23 protein-coding genes are annotated in these 15,798 nt (G+C 29.0%); all 23 read left to right on the top strand.

The genetic code is table 11. The annotated features are described in order from the left end of the window. The first annotated feature begins 39 nt into the window (after positions 1–39). The 23 genes from ABID96_RS10830 to ABID96_RS10940 all read left to right on the top strand — a co-directional run bounded on the left by ABID96_RS10830 (position 40) and on the right by ABID96_RS10940 (position 14,813). Positions 40–528, top strand: a complete 489-nt coding sequence (locus ABID96_RS10830) for a hypothetical protein (RefSeq protein WP_192604384.1) — start codon at positions 40–42, stop codon at positions 526–528. An 88-nt stretch (positions 529–616) separates the two neighbouring features. After that, on the top strand, positions 617–1,012 hold the full coding sequence (locus ABID96_RS10835) for a hypothetical protein (RefSeq protein ID WP_192604385.1): 396 nt from the start codon (positions 617–619) through the stop codon (positions 1,010–1,012). A 183-nt stretch (positions 1,013–1,195) separates the two neighbouring features. After that, the gene (locus tag ABID96_RS10840) at positions 1,196–1,759 is read left to right on the top strand and encodes a tetratricopeptide repeat protein (RefSeq protein ID WP_192604386.1); all 564 of its coding nucleotides are present in this window, start codon (positions 1,196–1,198) and stop codon (positions 1,757–1,759) included. Between the two features lie 202 nt (positions 1,760–1,961). Further along, entirely contained in the window at positions 1,962–2,225 is a 264-nt protein-coding gene (locus tag ABID96_RS10845; protein ID WP_192604387.1) for a DnaA N-terminal domain-containing protein, read from the top strand. Between the two features lie 113 nt (positions 2,226–2,338). Continuing rightward, the gene (locus ABID96_RS10850) at positions 2,339–2,566 is read left to right on the top strand and encodes a hypothetical protein (protein WP_377896856.1); all 228 of its coding nucleotides are present in this window, start codon (positions 2,339–2,341) and stop codon (positions 2,564–2,566) included. 216 nt (positions 2,567–2,782) lie between these two features. Then, positions 2,783–2,935 carry a hypothetical protein gene (locus ABID96_RS10855; protein WP_192604388.1) on the top strand — a complete coding sequence of 51 codons (153 nt, stop codon included), beginning with the start codon at positions 2,783–2,785 and terminating at the stop codon, positions 2,933–2,935. 437 nt (positions 2,936–3,372) lie between these two features. Beyond that, the gene (locus ABID96_RS10860) at positions 3,373–3,897 is read left to right on the top strand and encodes a hypothetical protein (protein ID WP_192604389.1); all 525 of its coding nucleotides are present in this window, start codon (positions 3,373–3,375) and stop codon (positions 3,895–3,897) included. 198 nt (positions 3,898–4,095) lie between these two features. Beyond that, entirely contained in the window at positions 4,096–4,251 is a 156-nt protein-coding gene (locus tag ABID96_RS10865) for a hypothetical protein (RefSeq protein ID WP_192604390.1), read from the top strand. Positions 4,252–4,417: 166 nt separating this feature from the next. Next, entirely contained in the window at positions 4,418–4,831 is a 414-nt protein-coding gene (locus ABID96_RS10870; RefSeq protein WP_192604391.1) for a hypothetical protein, read from the top strand. A gap of 209 nt (positions 4,832–5,040) precedes the next feature. Next, positions 5,041–5,292, top strand: coding sequence for a hypothetical protein (locus ABID96_RS10875; RefSeq protein WP_192604392.1), 252 nt, complete (start codon positions 5,041–5,043; stop codon positions 5,290–5,292). An 18-nt stretch (positions 5,293–5,310) separates the two neighbouring features. Further along, a complete protein-coding gene (locus tag ABID96_RS10880) occupies positions 5,311–5,745 on the top strand; it encodes a hypothetical protein (RefSeq protein WP_192604393.1) in 435 nt (144 codons plus the stop codon). Between the two features lie 180 nt (positions 5,746–5,925). After that, positions 5,926–6,186 carry a YesK family protein gene (locus ABID96_RS10885; protein ID WP_192604394.1) on the top strand — a complete coding sequence of 87 codons (261 nt, stop codon included), beginning with the start codon at positions 5,926–5,928 and terminating at the stop codon, positions 6,184–6,186. Positions 6,187–6,445: 259 nt separating this feature from the next. After that, positions 6,446–7,051: a hypothetical protein gene (locus tag ABID96_RS10890; RefSeq protein ID WP_192604395.1), complete on the top strand. Its 606-nt coding sequence runs from the start codon at positions 6,446–6,448 to the stop codon at positions 7,049–7,051. A 740-nt stretch (positions 7,052–7,791) separates the two neighbouring features. Continuing rightward, positions 7,792–8,229 carry a hypothetical protein gene (locus tag ABID96_RS10895; protein ID WP_192604396.1) on the top strand — a complete coding sequence of 146 codons (438 nt, stop codon included), beginning with the start codon at positions 7,792–7,794 and terminating at the stop codon, positions 8,227–8,229. 196 nt (positions 8,230–8,425) lie between these two features. Beyond that, on the top strand, positions 8,426–8,617 hold the full coding sequence (locus ABID96_RS10900; RefSeq protein WP_192604397.1) for a hypothetical protein: 192 nt from the start codon (positions 8,426–8,428) through the stop codon (positions 8,615–8,617). Positions 8,618–9,076: 459 nt separating this feature from the next. Further along, positions 9,077–9,616, top strand: coding sequence for a 2'-5' RNA ligase family protein (locus ABID96_RS10905; protein ID WP_192604398.1), 540 nt, complete (start codon positions 9,077–9,079; stop codon positions 9,614–9,616). A gap of 284 nt (positions 9,617–9,900) precedes the next feature. After that, on the top strand, positions 9,901–10,428 hold the full coding sequence (locus ABID96_RS10910) for a sigma-70 family RNA polymerase sigma factor (RefSeq protein WP_192604399.1): 528 nt from the start codon (positions 9,901–9,903) through the stop codon (positions 10,426–10,428). Next, positions 10,406–11,374 carry a DUF4179 domain-containing protein gene (locus ABID96_RS10915; RefSeq protein ID WP_377896857.1) on the top strand — a complete coding sequence of 323 codons (969 nt, stop codon included), beginning with the start codon at positions 10,406–10,408 and terminating at the stop codon, positions 11,372–11,374. Before ABID96_RS10910 ends, ABID96_RS10915 begins: the two co-directional genes overlap by 23 nt. Positions 11,375–11,496: 122 nt before the next feature. Further along, positions 11,497–11,736 carry a hypothetical protein gene (locus tag ABID96_RS10920; protein WP_192604401.1) on the top strand — a complete coding sequence of 80 codons (240 nt, stop codon included), beginning with the start codon at positions 11,497–11,499 and terminating at the stop codon, positions 11,734–11,736. A gap of 510 nt (positions 11,737–12,246) precedes the next feature. Then, positions 12,247–12,498, top strand: a complete 252-nt coding sequence (locus tag ABID96_RS10925) for a hypothetical protein (RefSeq protein WP_192604402.1) — start codon at positions 12,247–12,249, stop codon at positions 12,496–12,498. 195 nt (positions 12,499–12,693) lie between these two features. Continuing rightward, positions 12,694–12,858: a hypothetical protein gene (locus ABID96_RS10930; RefSeq protein ID WP_377896859.1), complete on the top strand. Its 165-nt coding sequence runs from the start codon at positions 12,694–12,696 to the stop codon at positions 12,856–12,858. Between the two features lie 360 nt (positions 12,859–13,218). Continuing rightward, on the top strand, positions 13,219–14,508 hold the full coding sequence (locus ABID96_RS10935) for a histidine--tRNA ligase (RefSeq protein WP_192604403.1): 1,290 nt from the start codon (positions 13,219–13,221) through the stop codon (positions 14,506–14,508). Positions 14,509–14,663: 155 nt separating this feature from the next. Then, positions 14,664–14,813, top strand: coding sequence for a hypothetical protein (locus tag ABID96_RS10940; RefSeq protein WP_192604404.1), 150 nt, complete (start codon positions 14,664–14,666; stop codon positions 14,811–14,813). Positions 14,814–15,798 lie beyond the last annotated feature (985 nt).

Here is a 15,798-nt window from a genome sequence, read left to right on the forward strand (position 1 = left end):
ATAAAATAAAACCATCATATAATTCGAATGGGTGATAAAATGTCCGATTATAAATTAACTAAAGGTTTTGTAGATAATCAAATATTTCAAGAGTTTGATGAACAAAAGGGAATAAGCCTTTTCAATCATTCAGCGAATTGCTGTTCAATTGATGATTTTTTATCTATCGCATACACTCTATGCCCAGATATAGTTGAAATAAATGGGTATATTTTCATCTCAGAGTTATTTGATGCAGAAGGTGAAGAGGCATTTGAGAAGGTTAAACGACTTGAAAAGCAATTTAATGGTGAGAAACCTAAAATAGAGCAATGGGTTAATAGCAGAAGTATAGGTGATTTTTTTATCGGCAGTTATACTAAATCAATGGAAAATCACAAAATAATTGATGAATTTGCCAAGGTGTTAGTTTCTTATTGGACAAGAAGAGTAAGAGAATTGTTCCCAAATAGAAATTTTGTTGTTGAAACAGGGCATGAGATGATGGGAGAGTTAGGTCTTACTCTAACAATGTACGAGAAACTGTAAATGTAGAATAAATTATTAAACTAATTCAACTAACGAGCACGTTAGTTAAATTAAAGATTTAAAAAACATATGAAAAGTGGTATTAATGATGATTACTGAAATGAATATTGCGTGTCATATATATGGAGATAATTTTTCTCCTAATAAAGTAGAACAATTAACTGGACTTACTCTTAGCAAAAAAATTGAAATAGGGGACATAACAGCAATAGGAGTATACAAAGGTAAACCTTCTCATTATGGTGATTGTGTGTTATATCCTCCTGAAAATCACAAACAATCAGAAGATTACGGATTACTATGGCTTGCGGAGAATTTATCCAAACATCTTGAATTAATTAGAAAGTGCGGAGCAGAGAATATCGAGGTCGTAATAGGCGTGTTTTATGATGGGCAGTGTAATTTTGTTTTAGATTCAAAGGCTATTAACATTATTGGTGGGTTAGGGTTCCCTTTACAAATAAGTTGTTACGATAGTTATTGAACTAATGAGCAAGTTAGTTGCATAAGATCACGAGTCGCATATGCGGCTTTTTTTATTGAACAAACTGTCATTTTAGTTGAACAAGAACGATTTCTTTTCGGTATAAAATACTAACATAATCGCTCTAAATGTAACTCTATAATGTATAATAAATTTACTTAAACATAGAAAGTTGGTACTTAATTGAGTAAATTTATTCTATATTTATTTTGTATTACCTTTACATGGCATATCATTCATTTAATATATAGGAATTGGGGACATTTTAATTTAGAAAAACTAGGATATGATTCACTAACAATAATCGTTGATTTAGTCTTTATATGGCTCATACTTAAAACAAAAAAGCCTAGAAAAAATTTAACTAAGTTTGAGCATTTTCATAGTGAAGCCTTTGATGCTGAAACAAGAAAAGAATTTGAGAAAGCAATTCAAATTAGAAATGAAGGTTTGAAATTACCAACACTAAATGTTCTGCAACGTGCAGATTTACATGTAGGTAATGGTGGTACATATATTAATATAAAAGATTATAAAAATGCTACTAACTGCTTTGATAAAGCTTTTGAACTAATTAAACATGAGAAAGTTCCATACGATAAACAATATATCGAAATTATTGAAAGCTATGTAAAAGCTAATAGAAAAGAAGATGCTATTAAATTGGTTGAAGAATTGTTGGATAGACAATCCTATAATAAAAAATTCAAAAGGTTACAACCTGTAAAAGATAAATTACTTATGTAATTAATGGATACCGTTTAAATGGTTTTTATACGAATAACAAAAGCTTTTTGATAAAGAACTTGTTTCTACTTATAAAACTAACTGGCGCGTTAGTTGTATAACGATGGACTGCTTCGGCAGTTCTTTTTTTATGCACTAAATGGAAGTTTGGTTCAATAAGGATGTGGTAAAATTAAGTTATAAAAGTAATGGGGGTATTTGGATGGAAATTAATACTTTACGTAGCGAATTAATCAATGATTTGGAAATGAACATTAGTTCGAATGAGTTAAACACATGGTTTAAAAACATTGAATTAGATTTGATTAATGATAACGAATTAATAATTTATGCTGAAAATGAATTTGCATCTGATTGGATTCGAATGAAATACTCTAATCATATTCAAAGTTCTATTGATAAAATCTTAGAAAAAAATGTGATAAATAAAGTAACTATCAAGTGTTCAGAAAAAGTTACTAATTGAACTAACGAGATAGTTAGTTGAACAAAAAGGCTACCGTTGGTAGCAATTTGTCAGTCTAGTTCAATAAGAGATGATATAATTTAATGTAAATCATATTAAAAAAGGTGAAATTAATGAATGAATATATATCATCAGGAGCTATTATTGCACAAATTCTTGGAATCGTGATTGTAATAATTACTGCGATATTCTATAACAAAAAAAGTCACGAAAAGGCAAAAAAAAGAGGAAGTACATATATTACTGTTGATCTCTTCTTGATGCTTCCATGGTATATAGGTAAAATTATATTTTTATTAATGGGTATATCCTTTATCATATTACCGATATTTTCTTTATAAAAATCGAATTCCTTATGTAACTAACTGGCGCGTTAGTTGAATGAATTCAGGAGTCAATGTTGATCTACTTCTATATAAGTATTTGGACGGAATTTTAATGGATATTTTATATTCATAAATAATTATATTTCTGTTAGAATAGTTTTATCTTAATTTAGATATAAAGTTGAATGGGGAAAGCTTTATACCTAAATTAAATTAGCGTTGGAGGATTAAATGAACACTATTTTACCTTTTCTTTGTGCATTAGTTATTATTGGATTAGCTATTTTTAGTTTAATTATTTTAATGAAAAACACTAGTAAAAAACGATTTACTAAAATTAAAGAGTTAGAACAAAGAATTAATGATTTAGAAAATAAAAAATAAATTTCTAAACCAACTAGCTAGCGTGTTAGTTGAACAGTGAGAGTAGCCAATGGCTGTTCTTTTTTATTTAAATATATGGCAGTACTTCTTCAACTAACTGGCGCGTTAGTTGAAGATCACGAGTTGTTAGCAACTCGTTTTTTTTATGAAATAAATGGCAGTATAGCTCAATAAAGATTTATCATATTTTAATGGAAAGACACGTGTTACAATCAATATTGTACTTCCAAAAACATTTCAACAATGAATTTACAGGGGGAAAATTAAATGTTCAAATACATAGGATTAAGTACTATTTTTTCAGTATTATTTAGTTTCATTTTTTGTTTAATAACCATGCCAGAGGGAGATATTTTTAGCTCCTATGTATTTAATAGTATATTTTTTGGAGTTATTATTGGGATTCTTCTATTCAATAATAAAAGGGGATTAAAGTAATGAAAAAATATTTACCAATTGTACTTCTAATATTAGTCATGTTAACAGGCTGTAATTCTGATAGCGTCTACACACCTCCATATGATGGGAAAAATTTAGTTATTGGTGTTATAGGTAATTTTCCGAAAGTAAGAGAAGATAATGTGAAATTCAAAAAAATCAATTTTAATAAAATAGAAGAAGAGAAAAATCTTTCTTCTAAATTTGATGCCATTTTCATTATGAAGGAACATCTCTCCGAAGCTGCCAATAATAGATATGCAGCAGTATATAAAAATTCTGGTATCCCATTTTTCTTTATAGAGTCCAAAAAATCATATTTAGCATTTGTAAATGAGCAATTCTCCTACGAAAGTGCGCCTGATTTAGGTGACCCAACTTATGCAACTGGTATTTATCATTTTGGCAAAGGCAAATATCAATACTGTGGATATGGACTTTATAATGACAAGGTAAATGAAAATAACATTAAGGATGTGTACTCGCGTATATTTACTACAACCGAGTCTGGTAAATGTTATTGAGTTGTTAGTTATTCATTAAAATGAAGAAATGCGATTTATTAAAAAATTAATAATTGTACTTCAACTAACTGGCGCGTTAGTTGAAGAACAAAAAGACAGCTTCGGCGGTCTTTTTTATTTTGGTAATGGGCAGTACCTTTGAATATAGAGTATAATGATTTGTGTCGCATAAAAATAAGGCTTCTAGGAGAATGAAAAATGGGTAATTTTAATTTAATAAATGCGTTGATAGACTTGGCAATTTTATTTTTAATAGGATATGCAATCTTTAAGATTGTAAAAAAAATTAAGGGATTTTCAAATAAAAAGATGAATGAATTAGAAAAGAGAATTAGCGATTTAGAGAAAAAATAAAATGCTTATTGAGCTAACGAAGAGCGTTAGTTATACATAAAGAAAAGCCGCAAATTTAGCGGTTTTTTTATTGTGATTTTAAATTACACAGAGATATTAATTGGTGAATCATAAACTAAGAGGAATATTGAAAAAACATCATAGTTACTACAGTTCAGGAGGATTTATGAAAAAATTTTACTTTTTAACATTAATAATTGTTTGCATTTTAAATTCTGCATGTTCACTCACAAAGAATGATAAGCAGGCCAAAGAATTAGAGGTTAATCAATTATCAAAAATAAAGGATTGGGATATCAAAATTTTACCCAGGTATGATCATAAAAAATGGGTTTATGATACAAAAATAAAATATTTAGGGGAAAGACCTGCTAATTTATCTCTAATTAACTACGATTCAACCGAAATTACTTATAATGAAGTACAACCTTCACAAGTTTTAGAAACATTTGGAAGTTTCGACTATAAAAGTAGTGTTTACTCTAGAAAGAATAATAATCTAATTTTTAAATTAAAGTGGAGTGAGGGGAACAAAATATTTTCTGATGTTGCAGAATTCAAAGTAGAAAGCAAGAATTAATGGTATTACATATTAAACTAACTGGCGCGTTAGTTAAAGATCAAGCAGCAATGGCTGCTTTTTTATTTACGTATTTGGTAGGACTGTTGAATAAGAAAAGGAAAAAAATGTTGGGCATTGAATATAGTGTAAAGAGGTTTTTTGAGACATAGGAATATACTCAATATACTTAGCAATTGAAACAAATTGGCATAGAAAGAGTGATAAGTATGCAATGCCCAAAGAAATATTGTTTCCACTGGGTTGAAGAAGGAGATATTCACTTGCCTTTTGTGATTTCAGATATAAAAAAGGCTATGAAAATGGCTAATAAAGCAATACCAGCAAAAGAAGGATATTGTGGATGTTCTTTCGGTAGTTGCATCAGAAACAGTAATGACCCAACTAACAATGATTGGTACGAACCTCATGAAATAGAACTTGAGAAAGATAGACTACCTTTAGATCACTTCAAACACTAAAAAATTAGGATGATACAAATGTTACGAAATGTAGAGATTAAGGTTGATTTGGATTCTTTAAATAAGTCTATTAATATAACTGGAATAATCTATTTTGAAATCGATTTTCACAGATATTATCCAGATGAATATTGGTCAGATTTTGTAGTAATCATTTTATCTTGGTGGATTAAATCAATGAAGGCATTGATATTGTCGAAAAAAGGAAGAACCTATGAATTTGACTTTATGGATGGATCACCAGTTGTATTAGCAAAGAAAATTAGCAATGAAGAAATTGAATTAAGTTGTTATGATGAGGATATTGTAATTTGTAACATTAAACAACTTAGAGATTCTTTACTTTCAACCTCTAAAAAAGTGTTAAGAGATATCGAAAGGAAAAAATGGGAAAGTGATGAAATTGAAGAGTTGCGTAGTTTAACAATATCATTAGAAAGATACCCATTTTAAATTTATCTGTTATCCAACTAACTGGCGCGTTAGTTGAAGATCACGAGTCACATTTGTGGCTCTTTTTATTGTGCGTATCAGGCAGGAAAGTTTAATAAGTAAAGGAATATTTGAATGACTTATGGAATAAATAGTAAGAGTTTAAATTCTTATTATTTTACTTAAAAGGTTGTGAATAAAATGATTTTAATTATTCCTATTATAGCTATTGCATTTTTCATTTTTGTTATAAATATTATATCTAGCAAAAAAACTTTGAAGAGAGTTTTTTTATACATTTCATTAATATGCTTAATTGTTTTATTGTTCAGCATCTTTGGTGTGGGGCGCTGGGCAGGAATGGGGATAGGAATTTGTACTATGCTAGCTTATTTAGGTATTTCTATCGGATTTATAATAACCGCATTATTCCAAAAAAAAAATGAAACCATCTCTAAATAATTATAATTTTCATATTTCAAAAGGTATGTAACTAACTGGCGGGTTAGTTGAAAAACATGAGTCACAAAGTGGCTAATTTTTAGTGTAGTAGCAGTTTAATTGAATTAGGATAATTTGTAATTCTCCGATTGACAGTTACTGTACATTTTTATTTGACGAATTTGGCGGCTGGATTCAGAATGGAAAAAACGAATAAGCACCTTGAAGAAGAATAGCCTAAATGGAAGGTAGTATTTTCTATTCTATGGGGGATTATATAATGAATAATAAAAGAATTATATGGTTATTTGTTACGGTTATATTAATATGGTTTGTAATACATTTTTATCAAAATCAAAAATTTTCGGTAAATATTTATTCCAGTAACTTAAGTAAAGAAATAAAACAGAATATCAATTACGCTCATGGAACTAGAAATCCATTAGTGAAAGAGGTACAAGTATTAAAAGTAGTTACATTAGACGATAGCAATATTGCTTTAGCATTTAGTAAATATGATGGGGAGTATGGTAGAACACGTTTAATCGAAGGACCAAATGGTAAGTATCAAATAAAAGGTTCAGTTTGGAGAAATAGATTGGATCCTGCTGTGGTCGAATCGTTTAACACAAATAAAGGAAGATACCAAGTTATTATGGGTAATAATGAAAATGGTGAAATTGATACGATAGAATTAAGGGCTTATACTTTTAATAATAGCAATAGAGAATATTCGGATCACACTACGACACTAGTAGTTCCAAAGCAAGATGCCTATATCATATATAAAAAAATCCCAACTGATAAACATCTTAAAAACTTTATGGGTGATATCGAATTTGTTTGTAAAAATAAACAAGGAAAAGTCATTTTTCCAATTCAATAACTTCTTATTTGCAACTAAAAAATATCAATATCAAGTCTATTAGTATTAACTGGCGCGTTAGTTGTTCAGTGATTTAAATGAGTTGCTGAGCAACTCTTATTTTTTTGATTTAAGCGAAATAATTAAAAGGTAAAATTATTTAATACTCGAATATAAGGTATTAAATAGGGATTATTTGAGGTTTATTAATGAAATTACTTTTAAATAAGTATGCACGAAGTATCTTTAAAAGGATTATTGGAGCGTACAAACATTCAATACTTCTGCTACTTTTAATTATTTCATTTTTTAATTATTGGTCACTTTTTTTTATAATTGGAATAATAAAAGAGACAATAACAAATTATGTTGAAAAACACGGAATCGGGATTGCATTTTTGGAAGGACTATTCTATGGATGGATCGGTTCTTTTGTTTTACTGGTTTTACACCATTTCGTTTTAAAGTATTGGTTGATTCACCGGAAAATAAAAAGTGCAGTATTTTATATATTAATACAAACATGTTATTTCATTCTTCTAGTATTATTTCTTGTATATGCATTTATGTTTTAGATTTTTGAGATTTCTTATGTAACTAACTGGCGCGTTAGTAAGATAAGATCACGAGTCGCAAATTGCGACTTTTTTTATTATAACGGGCAGTTAAGTCCAAAAAAGGATTTCTTATATAAAGGATTATACAACCTTTACATTTAATATATTTATTTAGGACTATATTTGTAAGGAGTGTATATAGTTATGGCTGTAGTTGAAAAGGAAAAACGGAAAAGTTTTAGGGGTCTTATTGTATTTTTGGTTATTGGGGTTATTATTCTAGCTGTAAACCTTCCTAAAATACAAAATTTTTATAGCGAAAGAACTGCTCAAAAAACAAAAGAAGTGTCTACTATTACAAGAAACTTGAATTTAAATCAATTGATATCACTAGAAAGTTCTCAAATCCAACTTTCCAAAAAATATGATACTAGAATAACTGAATGGTTACATGATGAAATTCATGATGGTGCAAGAGCGATGATAGATCATACCGCATATTTAAGCCATAACCCAGAATACGATTCTGCGAAAATTCAATTTTCATTAGTTAAGTATACTATTGATGGTAAAACAGTAGCTTTCTTGACTAACGGAAAGATAATTCAAGTACATTCAGAAAGTGGTTGGAAAGATAAATAATTTATAAGTAAATTAAAATTCCTTATGCAACTAACTGGCGCGTTAGTTGTACAAGATCATGAGTCGCGGATGCGGCTTTTTTTATTGAAGTAATTATCACTTCAGTTAAACAAGCATTTTACAAAATATACCGCTATCCAAAATTTTCTAACACTATTACACTTATAAAGTATTAACTAAGAAAGAGGATTTATATATGAAAAATATTGTTTGTGCTATGTATATTTTATTTGGACTAATAATTGTAACTTTAACGTATTTTAATAATTTTGAAGGGCCTATTTTATTAAGAGGAGTAGGGTGGATATTATCTATTGTAGGGATACTTCTTCAGCTTTCCCAGTACGTAGAATCATATTTTAATCCAACTGAAAAGAAACAAAGTTAAAATAAGAAAGACAACCATATCCAAACTTTTATTTTCGAATACTATATATCTAATGTAAAGTTAGTTGAAAAAATCTGGACTACTTCCGAGTTTTACTGATAGTTTCGTAAATCATAGGATATTCCTATAAACACTTTCTAACAGATACGAATTGGAGAGATAGAAATGAATTTTTTTGAACTACTCGGATGCTTTGCTGTCTTTTACATATTAAGATATTTTTTGGACTCTAAGTATAAAAAACTGAAAAGAATAAAGTTGTTATTGATATAGTTATTACTACATTTTTAGCTTTTATGATTTCAACTGGAATACATTATTTGTTCAACTAACTGGCGCGTTAGTTATATAGAAAATGTGGGTGCCTTGGCACCTTTTTTTTATTTTTAGTAGTAATTAAAGGGATGTTAAACTTTATTGAGAAATATTACTATAAATAAATATTTTTGGAGGATATTAATGCAGTATTTTATTGGAATAGTAGCACCAGATGAATATATGGAAAGAACTATAAATTTTCAAAAACAATGGGGAAATAACTCTCTAACAGATGTAGTTGAACCACATATTACAATAAAAGCACAAGGTGGTTTAACACCTGATAAAGGTTGGGTAAGTCTAGTTGAAAAAGTTTGTGAAGAATTTCCGTCTTTCGAAGTATCACTAAAAAAACATAATTTTTTTGGGGATAGTGTACTTTTTCTAAGTGTAGAATCTACGGAGATACATAAATTACATAATAAAATTGTTAAAGCAGTTTCCCCTTCAGAAGAATTAATTAATAAATATTTAGAACTTGGAGACTATGTACCACACTTAACATTAGGACAAACAAATTTTGGATTAACAAGTGAGGAATTAAAGGAAATGGCTAAAAAAGCTGAACATGAATTAACACCTTATCCTACATTTAAGGTGGATTTTTTAAGGGTGTATCAAGAGATAGAAACTAATAAATACGTAAAATACTTGGATATTCCTTTAAAGAATCAAAGTTAAACTTTAAAACCTTATTTAACTAACTGGCGCGTTAGTTGAACTACATTAGGCTGCTTCAGCAGTCTTTTTAATTGGACTAATGTGCAGATTAGTTTTAAAAGGAATTTATGCTAAAATATAGAAAAAACAGGAAATTAACTAATACAGTCATTGAATAAGATAAAAGTCGCATTTGCGGCTTTTTTTATTTGTGGATATAGAGACAGGCAACAATATATTTCATTAAATAATTTATTGAAACTTTTTTTGATAATTTAAACTCTAATAGTAGAGGAGGGGTGAAAATGGAGGATACTCAATTAGTTAAACTTGCTAAAAATGGTGATACAAATGCATTTGAACAACTACTGATGAAGCATAGAGAACAATTATATAGAACTGCATTTTTATATGTTGGCAATCGTGAAGATGCTTTAGATGTCGTACAAGAAACGGCTTACCGAAGCTTCGAATCTATTGGCAAGTTGAAAAATGAATCTTTCTTTCTAACTTGGATAACGAGAATCTTAATCAATTGCTCAAACGCAATTATCAAAAAGAGACAAATACAGGAGCCAATTGAAGAAGTTGTTTTGTACGTAAATGATAATACAAATGAGAAAATCGAAATGAAAGAAGTCATCGATAAACTCCAAGAAAATTATCAAACTGCCATTATTTTATTTTACTACCACGATTATTCTATTAAACACATTGCTGAAACAATGCAAATCCCTGAGAATACGGTTAAAACATATCTAAGTCGTGGTCGAAAAGTTTTAAGGAAATTAATTGAAGGAGCTAATACAAATGAACAAACAAACATTTCGTGAACATGTTGATAGTATTGAAATTCCTCAAGAGGATGTGATAAAAGCGATTAAAATTGGTGTAAATCGAGCAAAAACAGCTCCAACTTTACAAGGTGTAATAAAAGGAAAAAAACTAATAACGAGCATTGCAATAGCAGCCAGTTTGTTACTTACATCAAGTTTTATTGTACCCGCGTTTTCTCATGCATTAGCTGATACACCGTTGATTGGAAGCTTCTATGAAACGTTTAATCAACTCATTGGCAGAAATTTAGATCAACAAAAGCTGGTCACAAAATTAAATCAATCGTCTACATACCAAGGAATTGATGTGAAAATTAAAGGTGCATATTACGACGGTAATGTGATAGGTTTTAAATTCAATATAAATGGCGATGTAGTAAAAAGTGACGACGGAAGATATTACGTAATGTACAAATTGTTTGGAGGAGATACTTCCATTGATGATAGCATTGAAATTACTGAAATAAAAAAATCGAAAAATGGATTTTCAGGCAATATACAATTCTATAATTTCTCTAAAGAAGTATTAAAAAGCATGGATGTTCCATTATCGTTTACAAAGATTGGAGAGAAAGAAGGTAATTGGGATTTTAATGTACCGATTCAACAAATTCAAGCAACAGAGTTTTTAGTAAAAGGAGTCGAAGGTAAAAATGAAAAGGATAACATATCATTAAAAGTAATGTCTATTTTATACGGAAAAGCGTCTACAGTAATTAACTATCAAGTTACTTATCCAACTTCGAAAAATTTTAAAACTTATCAATTAGATGTATCTAATTCAGGTGGAAAAGAAATTGATGTTTTAAGTGACGGAGTGGTACAAAAGAATGAAAAGACCTCTATGTTGACGGTAGAAAGACGTGCTGTCATACCTCAAGTCTTGAATGAAAAATATAGTGAGATATTTGTGAAACCAACGGTTCTTCAAGAAAATTTTTAATGAAGTCGAATTTAAACCTGTAATGATTCAATTGAAAAAATAAAAAGGTTTTAAAATTCTTTCTTCAACTAACTGGCGCGATAGTTAAACAAGATCTAAAATAATTAAAGGATGATTTAATAGTGAACTATAAAAAAGTAGCTTGGTGTCCTATTTGTGAACAAGGTTGGGTAGAGATAGTAAAAGATGTTGAAACCAATGAACTATTTGTAATGTGTGATGAATGCGAGAATGAGTGGAATCAACCATCAGAGGTTAAATCTTTTACAGCAAGAACGGAAAATAACGCTAATCGTGTTACTACACCAACAGATGAAGAGATTAAGAGCGTCAATTGGGAGAAATACATTATTAATAACTAATATATAATTTTACAGAGATTAATTAACTAACTGGCGCGTTAGTTGTAAAGGTAAGACTTTTCTGGAAAGAAAATAAAATTTTTATAGAGCTGTTTTTATAGAAATTAAAAACCCTTATTCTTAGTTCGAATAAGGGTTTTATCTATGGTCTTTTTGAATTAATAACTAAAAGCTATTTTTATTAAACAAATCGCTATGATAACTAACGAAATTGTTTTTATAACCTCTAATTTATTATTATTTTTTATGAAATTAACTACTAAATCAGTTGGATTTACCATTCTATTTGCTCCTAAATCTTTTTTTATTCATATATCATGTTTCATCTTTATTATAAGTGGAATTTTCTATTGACTCAAATTAATATATTTTCTCTAAGGGATATCACATTCAGGTCTGTTCCTTTATTAAACTAACTGGCGCGTTAGTTACATAATTTGTAATTGCACTATGTCTTGGTTAAGAAACAATAATTTATGCGGTCTGATGCTTTAAAGGAGATAATTTAGTATGACTAAAAAAGAGTTGAGAGAGCTGTTACTGAAAAAAAATGTACCAGAATCAACGTACCTACTTGATGGAAAGTTATATCCAGATAGATTCGAATTGTCCAAGAATGATCAAAATATATGGGAAGTCTATTATTGTGATGAGCGTGGGAATAAGCACGATTTGAAAACGTTTATTACTGAAGAAGATGCTTGCGACTACTTCTATGAATATATAAGCAATGATTCCTATATGTCTCAATTTTTAAATTAACCGTACAATATAAAACAGACAAATTGATGAAACTTCTTATTTAACTAACTGGCGCGTTAGTTATACAAAAGTAAAGGCTGTTTTGCAGCCTTTTTATTATGCAAACGTGGTGGATGGTTGAAACAGGATAAAAGACTAAATTAAAGAATATATATTAATTGTAGCAAAATATATGAGAATTTGAAGGGGGAAACCATGTATTCAGTTCTATTTTTCGCAGTTGCAATTGTAATTGTAATTTTGATAATGCTAAATAGAAAGAATAAAAAGGTGGTATTATCACTGATAGTAATCTTAATTCTATTGCTCTTAGGTGGTCTTTTAATTGTAAGGGATATTGTTCAAAATTTTGGTCCTTAAAAAGTTTCAGAAGGGAAACATTCCGTACCCTTTTCAATGTAAAATATAAGAACTCCTCAAATAAAATAAAATTCTAATGCAACTAACTGGCGCGTTAGATCAACAAGAGATTTTCTGTAACATTGAATGTTCTGACAAATTGTGGTAAAGTGTTAAGAAATTAGAGGTGATAATTGTGTTTTTTATTAAAAGACTTATTATTGTAACTCAACTTCATCATCATAAAAATTAGCCTTGCTATTCGATTTAAAAATCGTATATAGGAAGGCTATTAATAGTTAAACCGCATTGATTGAGTATAGAAAACTTAGTCTAGTGCGGTTTTTTGTTTTTTAATTAATCATTATTGGAGGTAACAAAATGAAAAAAATGGACTATCAAAATGTAAAAGGAACACAAGATTTTTTACCAGAAGCAGAAGTTATTAGAAGAAAAATAAGACGGACCTTAGAAGATGTTTTTATTCAATATGGATGTAAACCTATAGAAACACCTATTTTAAATTATTCGGAACTTCTTTCCTCAAAGTATGGTGGTGGTGCTGAGATTTTAGAAGAAATGTATAGTTTAACTGATAGAGGAGAAAGGGATTTGGCATTACGATATGATCTTACGATACCATTTGCAAAAGTAGTGGCAATGAATCCAACACTTAGAATGCCCTTTAAACGATATGAAATAGGTAAAGTGTTTCGGGACGGTCCGATAAAAACGGGTAGATTTCGAGAATTTACACAATGTGATGTAGATGTTGTTGGAGTCGAATCACAAATCGCAGAAGCAGAATTGATGGAGATGGCAATTGAAGCATTTAAAAAACTTGAATTAGAAGTAGTTATACAGTTTAACAATCGTAAATTACTCGTTGGGTTGTTAGAGTTATTTGACACTCCAATTGAAAAAATAAATGAAGTCGTTTTAACACTAGACAAGCTGGAGAAGATAGGGCTCGAAGGAGTTGAATCAGAACTTAAAGAAAAAGATTTATCTATAAAAACCGTTAATCTGATTAAAGAATTAATGGAGAATGCTTTGAATGAAAACATACAATATTTTGAACGGTATTCTAAGGATAATAAAACTCTTCAAGAAGGTATTCAAGAACTTAAGGAACTATCTTCCTATTTAAAGTATTTAAATTTAGAAGGTAAGTGTAAATTTAATCCATTCTTAGCAAGGGGATTAGAGATTTATACAGGCACAATCTATGAAATTTTCCTCTCAAATCAGACCATTAAATCAAGTATTGGTAGTGGCGGTAGGTATGATAATGCTATAAGGGGTCTAATTGGAACGGATCAGACATTTTCAACTGTGGGTATTTCTTTTGGTTTAGATGTAATATATACTGCCATGAATTTATTGGATAAAGTATTTACAGACGAATCAAATGTTGATTATTATGTAATTCCACTTAATGCTCAGAAAGAAGGTCTTGTAGTTGCCAGTTACTTAAGACAAAAAGGAAATAACGTAGAATTAGAAATGGGAAATAAAAAATTAAGTAAAGCATTGGATCGTGCAAATAAAGAGAATATTCGTCAAGTAGTAATCATCGGTGAAAATGAAGTTAAAAATAATCATTATAAAATAAAGGACATGGTATCAGGTGATGAGAAAATAGAATCTTTCATATTCAACACGAACTAAATTCCTTATGTAACTAACTGGCGCGTTAGTTGTATATAATGAAGGTTGCTTTGGTCGTCTTTTTTAATCGTGCTAATGTAGTATGGTTATATAGAAAAAGGAATATCTACTGTTTAAAACGAATAATTACATTATTAATTTGTGGAGGAATTGTAATGTTTTTATATATGTTTTTAATAGTTTTAGTGGTTATTAGTATTGGTTATGGTCTAATTAATTTAATAAAAAGAATTTCCTCTTACTTTAAAAGACAAGAAGAACAACTAGATAAAATAATTGAACTACTTCAAAATAAGGAAAATTAAATTTTAGATTTATTATCCTTGTTCAACTAACTGGCGATTTAGTTGAATTAATATAGGGAGCTGATGATCAACTCCTATTTCGCAAAAAAAGATAAATATATAGTGTAATAACCAAGAAAAAATTACTAATAAGAACTTTGGAGGTCAACTTTGTATAGAAATTTAATAGGTCTTATATTTATCTTATTTTTAATTGTAATATCTGTTTATGGTTTTATAACGAAACAATTCATAGTAATGATGCCATATTTAATATTAATAATAGGGATCGCATTATTTTTATTGGGGTTGATTGAAAAAAATAAGCTTCTAGCACGCAGTTTATATTTTGCATCAATGATGGGGATTATTGTTTCAACTTTAAAGATCTTATACAACTAACTGGCGCGTTAGTTGAACTACACAATCGGCTGAAAAGTCGATTTTTCTTATTTTACTATTGGCGGATTAGTTGGATAAGAGAAGGACTCTTTGGAATTAGATTGAATATAAATTAGTAAGAAATTCACTAATATAAACTGGTATATTAAATGATTTTTCAGGAGACAGAGGGAGTATATAATATGGTTTTAATTATATTAATAATTTGGTTGTCAGCAATTTTATTTTTTATATTATTTATAAAGATGCTAAAAAATATAATAGCTAAAAAAGAGAATAAGTTACTTGAAAATATTAACGCTGTTTTATTTTCAATCATTTTCCTGATGTTATTATGGGCGTGTTTGGGTGGTATTGAGTATTAAGATTAAGAGTACTTTTTATTATGTGTTATTCAACTAACTGGCGCTTTAGTTAAATAACAAATAGAGGATGATCAATTAATGATTGTCCTCTATTTTGCTAAAGAGCAGGAATGTGTAATAAGAAAGTAGTAATTCTTTAATGCACATTCTTTAATGCATAGTAGACTTATACTGGGTCAACAATGATTGGCATAGTCATCTGGTATTTTTTAATATTTTGAAGTTATTACACTTAAACT

This window comes from Gottfriedia sp. OAE603 (genome assembly GCF_040543965.1).
GTDB lineage: Bacteria > Bacillota > Bacilli > Bacillales > Bacillaceae_G > Gottfriedia > Gottfriedia solisilvae.

Bases quoted from the DNA above. Each gene is read 5' to 3' on its own strand.
- ABID96_RS10830 (WP_192604384.1), top strand. From the start codon at position 40: ATGTCCGATTATAAATTAACTAAAGGTTTTGTAGATAATCAAATATTT.
- ABID96_RS10835 (WP_192604385.1), top strand. From the start codon at position 617: ATGATTACTGAAATGAATATTGCGTGTCATATATATGGAGATAATTTT.
- ABID96_RS10845 (WP_192604387.1), top strand. From the start codon at position 1,962: ATGGAAATTAATACTTTACGTAGCGAATTAATCAATGATTTGGAAATG.
- ABID96_RS10850 (WP_377896856.1), top strand. From the start codon at position 2,339: ATGAATGAATATATATCATCAGGAGCTATTATTGCACAAATTCTTGGA.
- ABID96_RS10855 (WP_192604388.1), top strand. From the start codon at position 2,783: ATGAACACTATTTTACCTTTTCTTTGTGCATTAGTTATTATTGGATTA.
- ABID96_RS10860 (WP_192604389.1), top strand. From the start codon at position 3,373: ATGAAAAAATATTTACCAATTGTACTTCTAATATTAGTCATGTTAACA.
- ABID96_RS10865 (WP_192604390.1), top strand. From the start codon at position 4,096: ATGGGTAATTTTAATTTAATAAATGCGTTGATAGACTTGGCAATTTTA.
- ABID96_RS10870 (WP_192604391.1), top strand. From the start codon at position 4,418: ATGAAAAAATTTTACTTTTTAACATTAATAATTGTTTGCATTTTAAAT.
- ABID96_RS10875 (WP_192604392.1), top strand. From the start codon at position 5,041: ATGCAATGCCCAAAGAAATATTGTTTCCACTGGGTTGAAGAAGGAGAT.
- ABID96_RS10880 (WP_192604393.1), top strand. From the start codon at position 5,311: ATGTTACGAAATGTAGAGATTAAGGTTGATTTGGATTCTTTAAATAAG.
- ABID96_RS10885 (WP_192604394.1), top strand. From the start codon at position 5,926: ATGATTTTAATTATTCCTATTATAGCTATTGCATTTTTCATTTTTGTT.
- ABID96_RS10890 (WP_192604395.1), top strand. From the start codon at position 6,446: ATGAATAATAAAAGAATTATATGGTTATTTGTTACGGTTATATTAATA.
- ABID96_RS10895 (WP_192604396.1), top strand. From the start codon at position 7,792: ATGGCTGTAGTTGAAAAGGAAAAACGGAAAAGTTTTAGGGGTCTTATT.
- ABID96_RS10900 (WP_192604397.1), top strand. From the start codon at position 8,426: ATGAAAAATATTGTTTGTGCTATGTATATTTTATTTGGACTAATAATT.
- ABID96_RS10905 (WP_192604398.1), top strand. From the start codon at position 9,077: ATGCAGTATTTTATTGGAATAGTAGCACCAGATGAATATATGGAAAGA.
- ABID96_RS10910 (WP_192604399.1), top strand. From the start codon at position 9,901: ATGGAGGATACTCAATTAGTTAAACTTGCTAAAAATGGTGATACAAAT.
- ABID96_RS10915 (WP_377896857.1), top strand. From the start codon at position 10,406: ATGAACAAACAAACATTTCGTGAACATGTTGATAGTATTGAAATTCCT.
- ABID96_RS10925 (WP_192604402.1), top strand. From the start codon at position 12,247: ATGACTAAAAAAGAGTTGAGAGAGCTGTTACTGAAAAAAAATGTACCA.
- ABID96_RS10930 (WP_377896859.1), top strand. From the start codon at position 12,694: ATGTATTCAGTTCTATTTTTCGCAGTTGCAATTGTAATTGTAATTTTG.
- ABID96_RS10935 (WP_192604403.1), top strand. From the start codon at position 13,219: ATGAAAAAAATGGACTATCAAAATGTAAAAGGAACACAAGATTTTTTA.
- ABID96_RS10940 (WP_192604404.1), top strand. From the start codon at position 14,664: ATGTTTTTATATATGTTTTTAATAGTTTTAGTGGTTATTAGTATTGGT.